This is a genomic window from Nitratidesulfovibrio sp. (assembly GCF_040373385.1).
Taxonomy (GTDB): domain Bacteria; phylum Desulfobacterota; class Desulfovibrionia; order Desulfovibrionales; family Desulfovibrionaceae; genus Cupidesulfovibrio.
Window position 1 is genome coordinate 360,312 of sequence record NZ_JBDXXH010000004.1, and the last position, 17,743, is coordinate 378,054.

General features: G+C 66.7%; 12 protein-coding genes. 6 read left to right on the top strand and 6 right to left on the bottom strand.

What is annotated here, in order from left to right; all coding sequences use genetic code 11:
* Positions 1–518 precede the first annotated feature (518 nt).
* Positions 519–1,205 (top strand): tetratricopeptide repeat protein, encoded by a 687-nt coding sequence (locus ABWO17_RS09785; RefSeq protein WP_353118018.1) that lies wholly within the window; start codon positions 519–521, stop codon positions 1,203–1,205.
* A 492-nt stretch (positions 1,206–1,697) separates the two neighbouring features.
* Here ABWO17_RS09785 and ABWO17_RS09790 read toward each other — a convergent pair whose 3' ends face one another.
* From ABWO17_RS09790 to ABWO17_RS09805, 4 genes are all read right to left on the bottom strand, one after another.
* Positions 1,698–2,084 carry a response regulator gene (locus tag ABWO17_RS09790; protein WP_353118020.1) on the bottom strand — a complete coding sequence of 129 codons (387 nt, stop codon included), beginning with the start codon at positions 2,082–2,084 and terminating at the stop codon, positions 1,698–1,700.
* Positions 2,085–2,161: 77 nt separating this feature from the next.
* On the bottom strand, positions 2,162–2,863 hold the full coding sequence (locus ABWO17_RS09795) for a helical membrane plugin domain-containing protein (RefSeq protein WP_353118022.1): 702 nt from the start codon (positions 2,861–2,863) through the stop codon (positions 2,162–2,164).
* Positions 2,864–2,876: 13 nt separating this feature from the next.
* Positions 2,877–4,118 carry a type III sulfide quinone reductase, selenoprotein subtype gene (gene sqr / locus ABWO17_RS09800; protein ID WP_353118024.1) on the bottom strand — a complete coding sequence of 414 codons (1,242 nt, stop codon included), beginning with the start codon at positions 4,116–4,118 and terminating at the stop codon, positions 2,877–2,879.
* 18 nt (positions 4,119–4,136) lie between these two features.
* Entirely contained in the window at positions 4,137–4,706 is a 570-nt protein-coding gene (locus ABWO17_RS09805; protein WP_353118026.1) for an RrF2 family transcriptional regulator, read from the bottom strand.
* A gap of 731 nt (positions 4,707–5,437) precedes the next feature.
* On the opposite strand from ABWO17_RS09805, the gene ABWO17_RS09810 reads away from it, so the two are divergent.
* From ABWO17_RS09810 to ABWO17_RS09825, 4 genes are all read left to right on the top strand, one after another.
* Positions 5,438–5,962, top strand: a complete 525-nt coding sequence (locus ABWO17_RS09810) for an RrF2 family transcriptional regulator (RefSeq protein WP_353118028.1) — start codon at positions 5,438–5,440, stop codon at positions 5,960–5,962.
* A gap of 567 nt (positions 5,963–6,529) precedes the next feature.
* Positions 6,530–8,713, top strand: a complete 2,184-nt coding sequence (locus ABWO17_RS09815; protein WP_353118030.1) for a methyl-accepting chemotaxis protein — start codon at positions 6,530–6,532, stop codon at positions 8,711–8,713.
* A 193-nt stretch (positions 8,714–8,906) separates the two neighbouring features.
* The gene (locus ABWO17_RS09820; protein ID WP_353118032.1) at positions 8,907–9,542 is read left to right on the top strand and encodes a chemotaxis protein CheW; all 636 of its coding nucleotides are present in this window, start codon (positions 8,907–8,909) and stop codon (positions 9,540–9,542) included.
* Complete coding sequence (locus ABWO17_RS09825) at positions 9,539–11,881, top strand: chemotaxis protein CheA (RefSeq protein WP_353118033.1); 2,343 nt, start codon at positions 9,539–9,541, stop codon at positions 11,879–11,881. The genes ABWO17_RS09820 and ABWO17_RS09825 overlap by 4 nt, the downstream gene beginning before the upstream one ends.
* Here the strand turns inward: ABWO17_RS09825 and ABWO17_RS09830 are convergent, their stop codons facing one another.
* Positions 11,882–12,931, bottom strand: a complete 1,050-nt coding sequence (locus tag ABWO17_RS09830) for a LysR family transcriptional regulator (protein WP_353118034.1) — start codon at positions 12,929–12,931, stop codon at positions 11,882–11,884. It abuts the gene before it with no gap.
* A gap of 216 nt (positions 12,932–13,147) precedes the next feature.
* Here ABWO17_RS09830 and ABWO17_RS09835 point away from each other — a divergent pair, with 216 nt between their 5' ends.
* A complete protein-coding gene (locus ABWO17_RS09835; protein WP_353118035.1) occupies positions 13,148–14,791 on the top strand; it encodes an L-lactate permease in 1,644 nt (547 codons plus the stop codon).
* 240 nt (positions 14,792–15,031) lie between these two features.
* On the opposite strand, the gene ABWO17_RS09840 is transcribed toward ABWO17_RS09835, so the two are convergent.
* Complete coding sequence (locus ABWO17_RS09840; RefSeq protein WP_353118037.1) at positions 15,032–17,482, bottom strand: GGDEF domain-containing protein; 2,451 nt, start codon at positions 17,480–17,482, stop codon at positions 15,032–15,034.
* Positions 17,483–17,743: the final 261 nt, after the last annotated feature.

Below are 17,743 nucleotides of genomic sequence, written 5' to 3' on the forward strand. Positions count from 1 at the left end.
AAGGCATGGTGTCGGTATTTCAGCGTGTTGTCACTGCGTGGAAAGACTCCGCAGTGTGCTGCGGAAAACGGCAGATTCTGCAGGAAGGCACGGTGTGCGAAAGCGCCGGAATCTGGGATTCCGGCGCTCCTGTTTTTTATTGCACTGTAATTAAACGTGATATTTTTTGGTGAAAATTTCGATAGTCCCGTTGACAATATCACACCAGCTAGGTAGGAAATAACCCATACCAGCACGGTAGGAATTAGCGAAGCACGCGGACTGCCACCCGCGCCTCCGTGCCGGTGACTGAAGGTCGAAACTGGATTACGCCGGGTATACGCGGAACCATGCCCCCGCGCACCCCGGTTACCGGAACAAGGCGACGAGGTTTCCCAAGTTGGCCCGGCGGTGCTGCCGCCGCGGTCCCCGCAGCCGGATGGCGCTGGCGGCGGGGCCGCCACGATGGCACCGGGGCAGGATTTCCCAACCTTTCAGTACACAGGGGCAAGCCAATGCAAGTTCAGGAGATGTTCGCGATGGCTGAGGCGGGCGACGCAAGCGCCCAGTTCAATCTTGGCATGTTGTACTACGAAGGCAACGGCGTTGCACAGGACTTCGGCAAGGCCGCCCAGTGGTTGGGCCGTGCCGCCAAGGCGGAGCATCACGAGGCCCTCAACTTCTACGGCGTGCTGCACGCCACCGGCAAGGGTGTTGCGCAGGACTTCGGCAAGGCGCTGGAACTGTTCCGCAAGGCCGACAAGTGCGGCTACAACTGCGAACCGGTCCACGACGACCTGCCCACCGACTTCCGCGACAAGCAGTATGGCATGGAACTGGTGGCCGCCAAGCGCGACTTTGTCCGCAAGGCGCGGCTGCTGGCAGCCGAGGCCCGCTGCAACGTGGGGCTTGCCTATCACGGCGAGGCCACCGATGCCACCTCGCGCAAGATCGCGCGCGAACTGTTCCTGAGCGCGGCCACCCTGGGCAACGGCAAGGCCATGCATCTGCTCGGCACCATGTGTCGTGACGGTGCGGGCGTGCCCGCCAGCGAGGTGCGCGCGTACATGTGGTTCGACCTGGCCGTGACCTCTGGCTTCGGCAGGGCCGGGGAAGCCCGGCGCGAACTCGTCGACAGGATGGCGGCCAAGGACGTGACACGGGCCGAAAAGCTCGCGGCGCGCTGGCTGCGTTGTTTCCCGCTGCCGGAGGGTGCGGCCCAGTAGACCGGCGGCAGGCGGTGCGGCGGCGGGACGGCAAACCCTGGGTTGCCGCTCCGCCGGGCTAAGGCCGCGCGCGGCGGTTTCCACCTCCTTGCGCCGCAACAGTGGCCGATGCATGCGACACGCGGGGCCCCCTGCCGAAAGGCAGGGGGCCCCGCACCTTTTGGGTCACGCTCACGGGCAGGGCCTGTGCGGGCGTGCAAATCCTACATGTACGGTATGAATTTGACTGAAATGGTCCGAATTGCGCAGGTGAGCCGGGATCGAAATGCAGCGGAACGATCGATTCGGTGGGGATGGCGAGCCGGAGGAAGTTGGCTCACCTGCGCAGGTCGGGCAGTCGAGGCCAGTCGGGCCAAGTCAGGGCTGACAGGGTCAGTCAGGGCCGAAGGGCCGAGAGAGGCGGACAAGGCGGTTGGGCAGTGGGACGCCACAAGGCCACGGTGTGCGCGTCGGGGTCTGGTCCGTCGCGTCGTTTCGCCTCCTTGCGGCTTGCTACGCCTGGGCGGGAACGGCCCTGCGGATGGTGTCCAGCAGGGCAGCGGGCACCACCGGCTTCTGATGGGTGGGCACGCGGCGGGCAAGGCGCGCCGGGCGTGGTCCCACGCCGCTTACCACCACCACGGGGGTTTCGCGCAGGGCGGGGCTGCGGCGCAGCCGGGCGTAGAACACCGTGCCGCCGGGGCTGGGCAGGTCCATTTCAAGGGTGATCACGTCGGGGCGGAAGCTGGCGGCGGCCTCAAGCGCCTCGGGCGTGGAGGCGGCGGTGCGCACGGCGTGTCCTTCCGCCGTCAGCAGACCGGCAAGGCGTTCGCGCTCTGTCGGGTCGTTGTCGACGACGAGTACGCGACGGAGGGTGGCACTCATGTTGGTCGCGGACATTGATAACTCCTTCACAAGATGGGTGTAAAAAGGACCCGCCGTACCCAGGGGGGCAACGGCGGGTCCGTTCAATGTCGCTAGTCGTTCTTGGCCGGGGCGTGCGAAGCGCAGCCGCAGGCGCAGCAGCCGTCGCCCTTCAGCGCGCCAAGGCCCTTCAGCACTTCCATGGCAACGCCAAGGCCTTCCTTGGCTTCCTTGGAACCGAGGGCGCCGACCATGCCGAACATGCCCACGGGCTTGGCCTGCGACAGGTCCAGCTTGGCCAGCATGTCCACCGCGCGGGCCAGGAAGACCTGCACGTTGGGATCGGCCAGCTTTTGCAGCAGCACGGTCATGAAGGCGAGCGCATCGCCCATCTTCTCGATGCCTTCGGGGGTGTTGGCGTCCAGCACCTTGCCGCCCGCGCCCTTCAGGGCCGACAGCTTGGCGAACACGCCGTCCTGCTCCCACTTGCCAAGCCCTTCGATGATGTGGGGCCAGGTGGGGGCCACCGCCGGGTGCATGGTGCGCCACAGGTCGATGAGGTTTTCCAGCTGGTCGAGGCAGTAGTTGAGGTTGGGGACGCTACGCAGGCCACGGCGCAGCAGCTCGAAGATGTCGTCGAGATGCACGCGGCCGTGCACGTCCTGCAGTTCTTCCACCATCAGGCGGAAGGCGTGGTTGCCGATGGGCGTCACTTCCTCGATGAAGTACTTGGTGCCCATCGCGCGCTCGTGCAGGAAGGCGATCCGCTCTTCCATGGCCTCGAGGCGCTGGAGAATGAGTTCTTCGTTGGTCATTGGTGCCTCCGGCTTACTTCTTCCGCATCAGGGAAGTGTCCTTGCCGTGCAGGTACATGTTCGGCTCGAACGGCAACTCGTGACCCTTCAGCATCAGGCTGTAGTACACCCACTTGAACATCAGCTTGCCCCAGTAGTTGATGTGGCTTTCGCCCAGCAGCGCGCAGGGCCCCACACCGGGGAAGGGGAACATGCCGGGCAGCGGTTCCACGTCGTAGCTGAAGTCGATGAGCGAGGCCTTTTCGTAGCCGGTCACGATGAAGCAGGTGGAGTGACCGTCGAAGTGGTGGTAGTGCTCGCTGCCGTCGATGTCGGACATCAGGTTTTCGGCGATGATGTCGGCCTCGTAGTGGGCCACGGAACCGGCCTTGGAGGTCGGCACGTTGGTGGTGTCGCCGATGACGTACATGTTGGGGTACTTCTTGGACTTCAGGGTGCCCTTGTCGGTATCCATGAAGCCCATGGGGTCGGCGATGTCCGAATCGATCAGGAACTGCTGGCCCATGTTCGGGGGAATGGTGACGAGCAGGTCGTAGTTGACCTCGTCGCCGGTGACGGAGGCGATGGTCTTGTTGCCCGCGTCAACGCTGTCCACCACGAAGTTGGGCGTGACCTTGATGTTCTTCTGCACGCACAGTTCGCCCAGGATCTTGGCGGCCACGGGCTTGGTGAAGGCGCCGGTCAGCGGGGTGACCAGTTCGATCTCAATGTTGTCGCGCACGCCCATCTTGGTGAAGTACCAGTCGGCCAGGTAGATGAACTCCAGCGGCGCGACCGGGCACTTGATGGGGGTTTCGCAGATGTGGTGGACGAGGCGGCCCTTCTTGAAGTTCTTCAGCTTGGGCAGCAGGGCGGCGGCGCCGTCGGGGGTGTAGAAGTCGTGGATGTTGCCGCGCCAGTCGTCCAGCAGGCCTTCCACTTCGTCGGGGGCGATGCGGCAACCGGTGGCGATGACCACCCAGTCGTAGCTGTACTTGCCGCCTTCACAGGTGACCACCTTCGCTTCCGGATCCACGTTGGTGATGGTATCCTGCACGAAATTGACGCCACGGGGGATGAAATCCTTCTTGGGCTTCTCGCACCCCTTGGGGGTGTCGATGCCGAAGGGTATGAACAGCCAGCCGGGCTGGTAATGGTGCGTAAGGTCGCGGTCGATGACCGTGATCTCCCATTCGCGCTCGCTGAGCTTTTTCCTCATTTTGGTGGCGAGCATGGTGCCGCCGGCACCTGCCCCAAGAATGAGCAGCTTCTTCATGCCAGGTTACTCCTTCACTTATTGGCTTTGGTGAGAGCAGATTCGGGTATTGGAGCCCCGCAGGGCACGGGGCGTTCTGCCGTATCGCGGCGTGTTCAGCGGCTTGTTGCCGTTCAGCTTGGGCTGGGGGGCGGGGCGTGCGTCCGTGTCCCCGTCGGTGGTCATGTGGGCGCAGTCGTCGGGGCGCTCGGCGCCGTGCATGATGTCGGTAAGGGTGAACTGGTCCAGGGTTTCTTCCAGGGCCTTGGCGGCGCTGGTCCAGGCGGCCTTGCAGCGGCAGGGGGTGTCGTCGCAGTCGGCGCCCACGCAGCAGTTGGGGGGCTGCACGCCGCCCTCCACCACCCGCAGCACGTCGCCCAGGGTCACGTCGTCGGGGTTCATGGTCAGCACATGGCCGCCAGCGGCGCCGCGCACGCTGCGAACCATGCCCGCCGTGCGCAGCTGGCGGATGATCTTTTCGATGAACTTGACGGAAATGCCTGTGTGTTCGGCCAGTTCCGAGGCGGAAAGAGGCCCGTCCTGCGGGCAGTGCAGGGCAAGGTTGACCAGCAGCCGGGATGCGTAATGCACCGTGGAGGAAATTCTCATGCCGTTCTCCAGTGCCTGTGCGGGGGGGCGAGGGCGGCGCGCCGGGGCGCGGTGGGGCTGTTGACCGGGAGATTCCGGGGTGGTCCGTATGTATATTGGAGCAATTTTGTTTTCGTTAATCCGAATTCTTTTGAATCAGATTAATTTCGTATGAATTAAACCCATCCGAATTTGAGTGTCAAGCACCCCCCGGAAAAAGGGGGATTTTTCAACATCCTGAATTCGTGGTTTTATTTCGGGGTTGTGAAAAATATTGCTTGTTTTTGCTGCGTTGCCATGCACGGCGTGTGTCTGGTGTCACGTCGGTTGTGCCCGCACCGGGGGCACGGGATACCGCAAATGATGGCAGGGAAGCAGGGCGGCAGGGGGGCGTGCAGGCCGAAGCAGGCGTCTGGCTGCGTGGAAGCGGCGCTGAGAGGGATAACGCAAAAGTGGTGTAGTGCTTCCTTTTTGGTGAGTGCTTTTTCAGCTCTCGTGCGAGAGTGTTGCTTTATTGTGCGCAAACCGATTGTTTTTATTTACCCATTTGCGCTTCTGGCTTGGTTAATGAGCACTAACATCCTGACGTTTTTGCCGATTTTCGCGGACGTAGTGAAAGCGAATTTTTTTAATTCCTATTGACAAAGGAGGATATTTTCTGTAATAGTTTTCCCATACTTATGTAATAGCTCACTCTTTTTTCGTCGTGCCGTGTGGTGCGGCGTCGAGTGACGGGCGCGGGATCCAACACAATGAAGCTTGCAGCAAAGACACGATACGCGGCACGCATCCTTCTTGCTTTGGCCATGCACGGTGAAGACTCCCCCATGACCACCACGGCGCTGTCCCAGCACACCGGCGTGACCGTCCAGTTCATCGAACAGATCCTCAAGACCCTGAAGCGCGGCGGGTTGACGCGCAGTTCTCGCGGGGCCTCCGGCGGGCACATGCTGGCCCGCACCCCCGAAGAGATCACCCTGGGCGAGATCGTGCGTTTGATGGAAGGGGGCATCCAGCTTACCGTTTGCTGTTCCGGCGATGCCAATGCCTGCGCCCGACGGGCCTCGTGCCTGACCAGGTCGGCTTGGGTGCGCGCGTCGCAGGCGCTGGAGCGTTCGCTGGAAGAGACCACCCTGGCCACCCTCATGGAGGGCGATCAACCGCTGGCCCCCCATGACGAGGCGGTCTGTCGCACGGCGGACGACGAGGCATCTCCGCCAAGGCGTACCGCCGTCCGCCGACCGGCCCGTCCGGTCAGCCCCGCCGAACTGTACTGATGCCTGCGCGGGGATCGGCCGCATGGTCGGACCCGGCGCGGTCGATTCGATGGCGGGCGAGCCAGCCGGGGCTGCCGTCGTGGCAGGTTTCGCCAAGCCATTTCTTCTCTGCCCGTCACGGGCCAGACGCGCTTTGGCCGGTGTTCGTTTCTGATCGCGTGCCTGTTCTTTCTTCCGTTGTTTTCCTGCCTGTCGTTACAGCCCTGCCGCAGGGCGCGCAGCGTTTCGCCGCCGGTACCCCCGGCGGTTTCCTTTTTCAGGGTGACCGGGGCTTCCCGCATCCGTTCGGCCAGCGCCTCTTGTCCGCACCTGTTCCGGCTGCCTATCCCGGCGTGCTTTTTGCAAGATTTTGAGGGGCCAGGAATGCGCGCGGGCACAAACTGCCGGGGCCAGGCCTGTGGCCGGGTATTGCGCGTGATGGCGATTGTCTGAAACTACAGGGTATTGCATACGCACTTCGAGAGGGTTCATGCGGTTTGCCGCCCCCCACGAAATGCGCTACGGGAAAGGCCCGGTGCGCCGTTGCGCATGCCGGTTCAATTTTTCGACAGGGCAAGGGGTTTCCGGATGCTCAAGAATTGCAGTCTGTTCATGAAGCTCAGCCTGGGGTTCGGCTCGCTGCTGCTTATCGTGGCGACGGTGGTTGCCTTCTCGTGGCAGCAGCAACAGCATTTGTTGCGCCAGTCGGAGGTTACGGGCAACACGCAGGCGTTGGTGGCAGGCATGGAACATTCACGGGTGGAAATCCTGTACTACCTGCTGAGCCGGAGCCGGGAGCACGTGCGTGCCTTTGAGGCGCAGCACGGCAGGGATGCCGAGGGCATTGCCGCGTTGCGTGAACGCCTGGCGGCAGACGGTGTGCGCGGGGGCGGCCTGGACGTGCTGGGACCCATGCATGCCGACTACCGGCGCAAGTTCCTGGAGCTGGACGGCGTGCTCACCCATCGCGAGCAGACCATCAAGAACGCCGTGCAGGCAGCCAATGCCCTGCAGGAAGGGGTGGAACGGCTGCACACGGCACGCCTGAACGCCATCGTGCAAACCAACCCTTCGCTGGCCCCCCGGCGCGACGAGTTGCAAACCCTGGTCACGCTGGAGACGGAATTTCTTCAATCGCGCGTGGACGTGCTGTATTATCTGTGGCGGGGCGATATCGATGCCCTGTCCCGCGCCCGCATGCGTCTGGACAGGGCCATCTCTGCCGCGGCCGGACTTTCCGCCAGCGAGGGCCCCGGCGAAAACTGGAAGCTGGCCTCTGCGGTACTGGCCAGCGCGCGGGGGTACCACGAGCAGGTGGAGCAGCTGGTCAAGGATGAAGCCGAACGCGAGGCCCGCCTTTCGGGCATGGCCAGCGTGGCCGAGGGCGTGCGCAACACCGTGGTGGCGGTGAAGGACGCCCAGCAGGACCGCATGGAGGCTGCGGTGCGCCGCTCTTCCGCGATCTCGCTGGGGGTTGCCGGCGGCGCGCTGGTGCTGGGGCTGATGTTCGCCATCCTCATCGGCAAGTCGGTGCGCGGCGGCATTGCCCGCGCGGCAGCCGTGGCAGAGGCCGTGGCCCAGGGCGAGACATCGCTGGAGGTCGAGGTAGAAGGCACCGACGAAATAGGCAGGCTGCTGCAAGCCATGCACGAGATGCTCCAGGCCGAACGCCGCGTGGTGGAAACCGCCCGCGAACTGGCACGGGGCAACGTGGATATCGAAGTGGTCATGCGCGGCCCGCGCGACGAACTGATGCGTGCCTTGGGAGACATGGTGTCCGTGGAGCGGTCCATCTCGCGCAGTGCGTCCACCCTGGCCACCGGCGATTTGCGCGTGTCGCTGGAGCCGCGCGGCGACAGCGACCGGCTGTTGAGCTCGCTGGGTGACATGGTGCACCGGCTGTCCGATGTCGTGCGCGACGTGCAGGTGGGCGCCGAGAATGTGGCCGCAGGCAGCGAGGAACTGAGCGCCACGGCCGAGGCCCTTTCGCAGGGGGCAACGGAGCAGGCTGCCTCGGTAGAGCAGTGCTCCGCCTCCATGGAAGAGATGGTGGCGCGCATCGCCCAGAACGCCGAGAACGCCCGAACCACGGAATCCATCGCGGTGCGCGCGGCGGACGACGCCCGCGACTCGGGAACGGCGGTGGCCGCCACGCTGAAGGCCATGCGCGAGATTGCCAGCAAGATCTCGATCATCGAGGAAATTGCCCGGCAGACGGACCTGCTGGCCCTGAACGCCGCCATCGAGGCGGCCCGCGCGGGCGAGCAGGGGCGCGGCTTTGCCGTGGTGGCGTCCGAAGTGCGCAAGCTGGCCGAACGCAGCCAGGCCGCTGCGGCGGAAATCAACCGGCTGTCAGGGGCCAGCCTGGAAGTTTCGGAACGTGCGGGTGAACTGCTGGGCAAGCTGGTGCCGGACATAGAGCGCACGTCCGAACTGGTGCAGGAGATCGCCGCCGCCAGCATCGAGCAGCGCGAGGGCGCAAGCCAGGTCAACGAGGCCCTGCACATGCTCGACCAGGTCATCCAGCAGAACGCGGCGGCTTCGGAAGAGGTGGCCTCCACGTCCGAAGAACTGTCGGCCCAGGCGGCCCACCTGCAACGCACGGTGGCGTTCTTCCGCCTGGGGGCGGACATGTCTCCCAAGGTCCAGCGGGTGCCGGGGCCGCAGCCTTCGGCCATGCCGCCCCTGAAGGACGGCGACCCGCGCAAGGTGCGCATCAACCTCACGGACGATGCGGACGACACGGATGATCAGGATTTCGAGCGCTTCTAGCGCGCCAGCGCAACACATGCATCCGCCGGGACGGCTTCGCAAGCCGCCCCGCAACCGGAACCACGACGTGCAGCAGGGCAGGAACGGATACGCACCGCAGGACGATGCGGGCGGCAGGAACGCGGCGGACATGCCGCAGACCGGTGCCGCTTTGCGTGACGTGTCGCGTGCGCCTCTTCCGGGGCCTGGTCCCATGGCGCCCGTGCGCAGGCTGCTGGCCCTTACCCTGGGTGACGAGCGCTTCGCCCTGGACGTCGGCGTGGTGCGCGAGGTGCTGGACTTCGGCGATCTGACGCGCATTCCCCGCATGCCTGCCCACGTGCGTGGTGTGGTGAACCTGCGCGGGGCTGCCGTGCCGGTAGTGGATTTGCGCACCCGCCTCGGCATGGGCAGCGTGGAGCGCACCGTGCATTCGCGCATCGTCATCGTGGAGGCGCCCACGCCCCCCGATGCTGGCGGCGGCATCACCCTGGTGGGCGCGCTGGCCGACGCCGTGCGCGAGGTCATCGAAATCGACGCCGTCGCCGTGGAACCCCCGCCGCGCATGGGAACCCCCGTGCCCGCCGACGTGCTGGCCGGAATATTCCGCCACGGGGGGCGGCACGTGCTGCTGCTGGACGCCGACCGCCTGTTCGACGACGAGGAACCGGCGGGCGCCCCGGCTGCGATTGCGGCGCAACCCCCGTCCCAGCCCCTGCCCCGGCCCCTGCCCCAGCCCCTGCCCCGGACCCCGTCTCTTTCCCCTGCCGATGGGCAGTCACAGGCGCGCTCTGTCCCTGCCGATGCCGCGCCGGGCACCCCCGTCCGCTTCGGGGGAGGTGGCGCATGAACCCCGGCGGCACCGCGCGGCGCGTGTTCACCGAGGAAGCGCGCGACCTGCTCATCGACCTCGAGGAAGCGCTGCTGGAACTGGAATCGCACCCCGGCGATGCCGCGCTGATGGCACGGGTGTTCCGCGCGTTGCACACCCTGAAGGGCACTGGCGCCATGTTCGGTTTCGACGCCGTGGCCCGCTTCACCCACGTGGTGGAAGACCTGTTCGACAGCGTGCGCAAGGCCGGGGTTCCGGCTACGTCAGAATTGCTGGCCCTTGGCCTGGACGCCAAGGATCATTTGCAGGAACTGCTGGACCGGGGCGCATCGGCCCTTGCGCCACCGCAGGCCCCGCCGCCGGGCATGGCGGAAGATTCCGCCGATGCGGACCGCGTTGCCGCGCGCGAGCGTGAACTGCTGGACCGCATCGGCGGGCTGGCGGCGCGTTGGGCCGTTCCCCTCACCGGTGGTGCGCTGGCTGACGATGCCGCCGTGCTGGCGGACACGTCGTCCAACGCGTCGCCGCACGTTTACCCCACGGCGGCCCCGAGGATCATCCTTGCGCCGTCCGGACACACGGCCCCGGAATCGTCCTCGGTTTCCGACGACTCTCCCCGCGAACCCCGGGTGTACTGGCTGCGCTATATCCCGTCGCCCGGCGCGCTGCGCCGGGGGCTGGACCCTTCCCGGTTGCTGGATGGCTTGCACGGGCTTGGCCCCCTGCATGTCTGGCCCCACTGCGAAGCCGTGCCCGGACTGGACGGGCTGGACGCGGAAGCGGTGCACCTGCGCTGGGACGCCGTGCTGGTCACGGAACACCCGGTGGCCATGGTCCGCGAGCCGTTCGCCGCGCTGATGGACGAAGCCGGACTGGACGTGGAGGCGTTGGGCGAGGAGCGTCTGCTGCCCTCGCCGGAACTCTTGTGCCGCATCGCGGCACAGGGGCGTGTTGCCGATGCGGCCGGGCTGCTGGCTGCCGCCGGGGCGGGCGACGAGGCCCTGCGGGCGGTGCGCGGGCAGGGCGCCCCAGTTGGAATCAATGGAATCAATGGAATCAGTGAACTCGGTGGGGCCGTTCCGTCGGTATCCGTGGGCATGTCTGCCGTCGTGTCCGCGCCCTGGCCCGTGCCGGAATGTGCGCCCCCGGTCGGTGACGACGCCGCCCCGGCGGGCATCCCGCGCCCCGGCGGCGACGAAGGTGCCACCACCAGCCTGCGCGTGGACAGCGCCAAGGTGGACCGCCTGCTGGACAACGTGGGCGAACTGGTCATCCTGCAGGCGCGCCTTTCACGCATCGCCACCGACCATGACGACCCGCGTCTGCGCGAACTGGCCGAAGGCCTGGAACGGCTGACCGAATCCCTGCGCGACAGCACCATGTCGGTGCGCATGGTGCCGCTGGACGCCACCTTCCACGCCTTCCGGCGGCTGGTGCGCGACCTGGCGGCCCGGCTGGGCAAGGACGTGCGCTTCGTGGCCGAGGGGGGCGAGACGGAGTTGGACAAGACCGTCATCGACCACCTGCGCGACCCGCTGCTGCATCTGGTGCGCAACGCCATGGACCACGGCGTGGAACATGCCGACGTGCGCCTGGCGGCAGGCAAGCCCGCCGAGGCGGTATTGCGCCTGTCCGCCGTCCATGCGGGGGGCGAGGTGCTGGTCACCGTGTCCGATGACGGCGCGGGCATAGACCTGGACAAACTGCGCGCCGTGGGCGTGGCGCGCGGGCTGCTGGCACCGGACGCCGACCCCGGCGAGGCGGAACTGCTGCAACTGCTGTTTCTGCCCGGCTTCAGCACGGCCAGCGGCGTTTCCGACCTTTCCGGGCGCGGGGTGGGGCTGGACGTGGTCAGCACGGCACTGGGGTCACTGCGCGGCAGCGTGGACGTGGTCACCCGGCGGGGCGAGGGCACGGCCTGGCGGCTGCGCATTCCCCTTACCCTGGCCATCATCGACGGCCTGCGGGTGCGCGTGGGTGACGAAACGTTCATCCTGCCGTTGACCCAGGTGCAGGCGTGCCTGGAGCGCTTCGTGGACGGCGAGGCCGCCACGCTGGGCCTCATCGAATACCGCGAGCGGCTGGTACCCTGCCTCAGCCTGCGCCGCTTTCTGGACGTGCCGGGCGCGCAGCCCGCCTACGAACGGGTCATCATCGCCAACGTGGACGGCCAGCCGGTGGGCTTTGCCGTGGACGGCGTGGCCGGACTGGAACAGGCGGTCATCAAGCGCCTGGGCGGGCCTTGCCGCCGCGCCGCCTGGATTGCCGGGTCCAGCGTGGACGCAGAGGGCGGCATATCGCTGATTCTCGACGCCGCCCAACTGGTGCGCGTGGCGCAGGGCATGCAGGAACGCTGATCAGCGCTTTCGCCCTCGGGTCCTGCCTGCCGTGCATTGTCGCCCCGCCCTGACCGGCGGGGCTTTTTCGTCCCCTGCTTCTCCCCTTGCCGTTTCCGCTGGCCCGTCACCGGGTACGCCCGGCGCGTCCGCCGCCGTTTGGCGGTGGTCGCCCCCACCGGGGATGCGCGGCGGCATTTCGTGCATCAGTTCCAGCCACGCCGCCGCCGCCGGGGACAGGCTGTGCCCCTTGCGCCAGGCGAGCACCGCGCGCCAACGCAGTTCGTCGTCGTTCAGCAGGGCCTGGTGAATGCCGTGCGGCATCGGTTCCGTCAGCATCAGGCGCGGTACCAGCGCCACGCCAAGCCCGGCGGATACCAGGCTGATGATGAAGGGTATCTGGCCGCTGCACAGGGTTTCGTCCAGGCACACTCCCTGTTTCAGGCAACGCTCGCGGATGCGCGCGTTGAGCGCGAAGCCCTGCTCGAACTGGATGAACGCGCTGCCATCCAGGTCGCGCAGACGCAAGGTTGCGCAGCCCTGCATGGGGTGACCCTGCGGCAGCAGGGCCATGAGCGGCTCGTCGCACAGGGGCGACACCTCGAACTGGTCGGAGACGGGCAACAGGGCCAGGGCCATTTCCAGTTCGCCGCGCAGCACGTCCTCTTCAAGCGCGTAGCAGCCCTTTTCGCGCAGTTCTATGCGCACGCCCGGATAGCGGCGGCGGTATTCGGCGAACTGCCGGGCGAACAGCAGGGTGCTGCCCACCGGCGGTACGCCGAAGCGCAGCGTGCCCCGGCGCACGTTGCGCAGGTCGTCCATCTCTGCGTCCAGCGCTTCCTTTTCGGCCAGCATGGCCAGTGCGCGGCGGTAGGCCACCTCGCCCGCCGCCGTCAGGGTCACCCCCGCAGGGGTTCGCTGCAGCAGGATGGCCCCGCAGTCCTCCTCCAGCCCGCGCACGGCCTTGCTGACCGTGGACTGTGTGGCGCACACGGCCTGCGCCGCGGCGGAAAATCCTCCCGCCCGAACCACCTCGACAAAGCAGCGCAATACCCTGAGGTGCATGACCATTCCATTTCCGACTGGGGTTCATGAAGACAATTCATTTCACAACTGCCAGACCCCTTGGCTAACAGCAGAAGCTGCAAGGTTCAAGCGGCCACGGTGCCGTTTCCGCCGCCGCATCGCGCGGCGGGAATGTGGCCGGACCAGGCACGATACGGCTGGGCGCGTTGCACGCAGGGTGCGCGCGTTCATGCCATGCACATCAAACCACAGGGGGCATTCATGAACTGGGTGCAGCAGTACGATCCGTTTTCCAACATCGCCGCCTCGGCCTGCGTGGCCATGCTGCCGCTGGCGATACTCTTCTACATGCTGGCCGTCCGACGGGCCAAGGGCCACACGGCCGCCGCGCTGGGGCTGGTTGGTGCGCTGTGCGCCGCCGTGGGCGTGTGGGGCATGCCCGTGGGCCTTGCCGTCAACGCCACGCTGTACGGCATGGCCATGGGGCTGTTCCCGATCATCTGGATCGTGCTGACGGCCGTGTGGCTGTACAACATGACCGTGGAATCGGGCGAGTTCGAGATCATCAAGGGCTCGCTGGCCCGGCTCACCGACGACCGGCGGTTGCAGGCCCTGTTCATCGCCTTTGCCTTCGGGGCGTTTCTGGAAGGTACGGCGGGCTTCGGCACGCCGGTGGCCATCACGGCGGCCATGCTCATGGGGCTTGGCTTCAGCCCGGTGTACGCCGGGGGTATCTGCCTGGTGGCCAACACCGCGCCAGTGGCCTTCGGGGCGCTGGGTATCCCGGTCATCGTGGCCAGCCAGGTCAGCGGCCTGGATGTTGCCCTGCTCAGCCAGTACGTGGGGCGGCAACTGCCGGTGTTCGCGCTGGTGGTGCCGCTGTGGATGACCGTGGTCATGTGCGGTTTCCGCCGGTCCATGGAGGTGCTGCCCGCCATCGTGGTGGCCAGCGTGTGCTTCAGCGGCACGCAGTTCCTGTTCGCCGAACTGCACGGTCCCACGCTGCCCGACGTCATGGCGGCCATCGTGACCATCATCGGCCTGCTGGTGCTGCTGCGCTTCTGGAAGCCCGCCAGCACCTGGCACTTTGCCGACGAACAGCCCGCCAGCGCGGCGGCCAGCGCCCACCACACCACCGGCGAGATCCTGCGGGCCTGGGCGCCGTATGCCATCCTGGCGGTGTTCGTGTTCTTCTGGGGGCTGGACGGCGTGAAGGCCGGACTGAACAAGGTGTTCATCCAGGCCATCGAATGGCCGGGGCTGCACGGCGCCATCGCCAAGACCGCGCCCATCGTGGCCAAGGATGCACCCTATGCGGCCAAGTACACCTTCAACCTGCTGTCGGCCGGGGGCACCGCCATCCTGCTGGCGGGGCTGCTTTCCGTGCCTGTCATGTCCCGGTCCGGCACCGGCTACGACATGAAGCGGGCCATCGGCTGCTTCTGGCGTACCTGCTACCAGCTGCGCTTCCCGGTGCTGACCATCATGCTCATCCTCGGGCTTGCCCAGCTGATGAACTATTCGGGCATGAGCTCGACCCTCGGCATCGCCTTCACCCACACCGGCGCGCTGTTCCCGTTCTTCGCACCCATCATGGGGTGGCTGGGCGTGTTCCTGACCGGCTCCAACACCTCGTCCAACGCGCTCTTCGGCAGCATGCAGCAGGCCACGGCCCGCGCCGTGGGCGTGGACCCGTACCTGACCGTGGCCGCCAACGCCACCGGGGGCGTGACCGGCAAGATGATCTCGCCGCAGTCCATCTCGGTGGCCACGGCCTCCACCCATACCGTGGGCCAGGAAGGGGCGCTGTTCCGCTTCGCGCTTGGGCACAGCATTGCCATGACCCTGGTGATCTGCGTGCTGGTGACCTTGCAGGCCTACGTAATCGGCTGGATGCTGCCCTAATTCGGCAAACGGCCCCCGAGCGATTGGAAGGGGCATTTCTAAACACGCAACCGTCCGTCATGCCTGGCCCGCCCGGCATGACGGGCGGCGCCACATTCGTCCGAAAGCACGGAGCCGTGCGCTCCTCCTGTGGGCTCCGTGCCCGCGTGCACCCGCCGGACGGACAAGCCCCCCCGCGTTGCACCGTGGGGGGGCCGTCGTGTGTGGGCCGTCGCATGTGGGCGGGACTGCCGCGTGAACTCAGTGCAGGGCGCGCATCTGGCACACCCCGCATTCCAGCACGTAGGCGTTGCCGGGGATGGCCTTGGCCAGATGCTTCACGTGGGCGGCGCGCTCGCCGATTTCGTGCAGGTTGCTGCGCTCGTGGCAGTCCAGCACCGCCAGCGAGACGGAAACGAACGGAAAGCGCCGCTCCATGCCGTCGCGCCCGCGCGCCGTGATCCAGCCGCGCGCGATGTCCTCTCCGCAGTAGCAGCCGCGCACCAGCCGCCCGAAGCAGCGCGTGGCCGCCCGGCACACCCGTTCGGCATGGCGGGGCGAGGTGATGCACACGAAGTCGTCACCGCCGATGTGCGCCACGTAGTCGCCCTTGGCCCCGTGCCGCTGCACCGCCCATGACAGCACCTTGGCCAGCAGCAGGATGATCCTGTCGCCGTTCTTGAAGCCGTAGGTGTCGTTGTAGCTCTTGAAGTTGTCCAGGTCCGCGTACAGCAGCGAAAAGGGCTGCCCCCCGGCCAGGCGCGTTTCCAGTTCCTTTTCCAGCGAGACGTTGCCCGGCAGCCCGGTGAGGGGATTGATGCCCTTGGCCAGTTCCACCTGCACCTGGGCCAGCTTGTGCAGCAGCCGCTGCACGGAGACGGTGCCCGTCAGCACCCCGGCACGGGTAATCATGATGTCGTCGTAGGCCTGCAACCGGCTGCGCGACATGGCCAGGCGGGCGGCGTCCTCCACGGGGGTGGTTTCCTCCATCACCAGCGGCTTGGTGTCCATGACGGCGGAAACAGGCCGCTTGAAGTACAGCGCCACGCCATATTGCGCCGAAAGCTGCCGGTTGAGGTGATAGTCCATGATCAGCCCCAGCGGCTTGCCGCGCTCGTCCGTCACGGCGATGCTGGTCAACGGATCGGAGGTTTCGAAAAGCTTGCGGACCTCGCCCGCCAGCGTGGTGGGCGGCACGGTGTGCGCCTGCTCCGCCAGTTCGCCCACGGGCATGGAACAGGCCAGGCTGCCCACGCTGGGCAGCTGCGCCGTGGGGCGCAGTTCGCCGATGTCCACGTGGGTTTCCTGCTTGGGGTAGTCGGGGCGGCCCAGGTAGTAGCCCTGGCCGTAGTGCGCGCCGATGGCCATCAGCGTGGCCGCTTCCTCGCGGGTTTCGATGCCTTCCGCGATGACCCGCGAGCCGATTTTTTCGGCAAAGCTGACCAGGGTTTCCATCAGCGCGCGGCGCACCGGGTCGCGGTTGATGTTGCGGATGAGCGACATGTCGATCTTGATGAAGTCGGGCTTCAGTTCGGCAATGGTGGCAAGGCCGGAATAGCCGGTGCCCGCATCGTCGATGGCCACCTTGAACCCCTGCCCCCGGTAGTGCGACAGCGTCTTGTAGAACACCCCGAAATCGCGGATGGAATGCCGTTCGGTGATCTCGAAGACGATGTTCTCCGGCGCAAGCCCCATGGCCCGCACCGCCTCCAGCGTGCTGCCGGGGGTGAAGCCTGGGTCGGTGAGGGTGCGCGGGTGGATGTTCAGGAACAGCTTCTGGTCCGGGGCCAGGGTGCCCGCGCAGGCAATGGCCCGCTCGCGGCAGATGCGTTCCAGCGCGAAGAGCATGCCCAGTTCCTCCGCGATGTCGAACAGCATCATGGGCGAGTGGAAGGGCGTGTCCACCGGGCCGCGGCTCAGGGCCTCCCAGGCCATGATGCGCCCTGTGGGAAAGCGCACGATGGGCTGGTACAGGGTGCGGATGGCGTTGTCCTGCAACACGGCCTTGAAGTCGCGCGCAAGGCGCAGGTCGGACAGGTCCAGTTCCTTGCGGGCCATGGTGCGCGCCTCGCGCACGGCCTGAAAGAATTCCTGGCGCGGCTCCGCGTCGGGTCGGCGGCGGTAGGTGGCGCAGCCCACGCCTATGTTCACCTCGCGCCCGGTCCAGCGCAGCACGGAATCCTTCAGGTGGTGCTGCAATTTCAGCTTCATGGTGAAGGCGGCATCAGCCAGGCGCTGCGGGCGGGTGGCCGGTTCCGGCCAGAACACCAGGAATTCTCCGGACTCCAGCGGCAGCAGATGATGCGCCGACGCGGGCTGGCCGCTCAGGCCGGGCACCGCCGCCCACAATCCTTCCACCAGCAGCGATTCGATGCCTGCGGTGATCTCCTCTCCGTACAGGTCGCGCACCAGCACGTGGTCCACCATGCGCACCAGCAGCATGTGCAGCGCCTCGTGCCGGGCCACCATGTCGCGCACCGAGGCTTCGGTGGCGTGGCCGGAATGCGCGTGGCCCGCGGCATCGGGGACGGTCGGGAAGGCCGCCGGGGCGCCGGGGGCGGCGTCGGGGACTTCGATAAGCGTGAAGACCGGCGACGTGTGCGTGGCATGCAGGCCGTCCGGTGCCAGACCGTCCGGGTGCGGTGCATGGCCAGGATCGTCGCGCCTGCGGCCAAGCATTTCCAGAAACGGCTCCAGCCAGGTATGTTGCATGTATCCCCCCGGATACGTTGTCGGACACGTTGTCCGGCACGGCGCCGGATACGTGCCGGACATGGTGCGTAATGGTCGATGCGTTGCGCCGTGCCCGGGTTCCGGACCCGGGGACGGTGCGTGAGGACCATGCGGCACGTGGCTGCATGGCGGCGTGGAACGCGCGACCTGGCACAGCTTGACGCGGGCTGGTGAGTGTGTCGCCCGCTGGCCGTGCGCCCCTGGAGGCGCGGTGACGGTTGCGTGACACCGCGCGGCGCC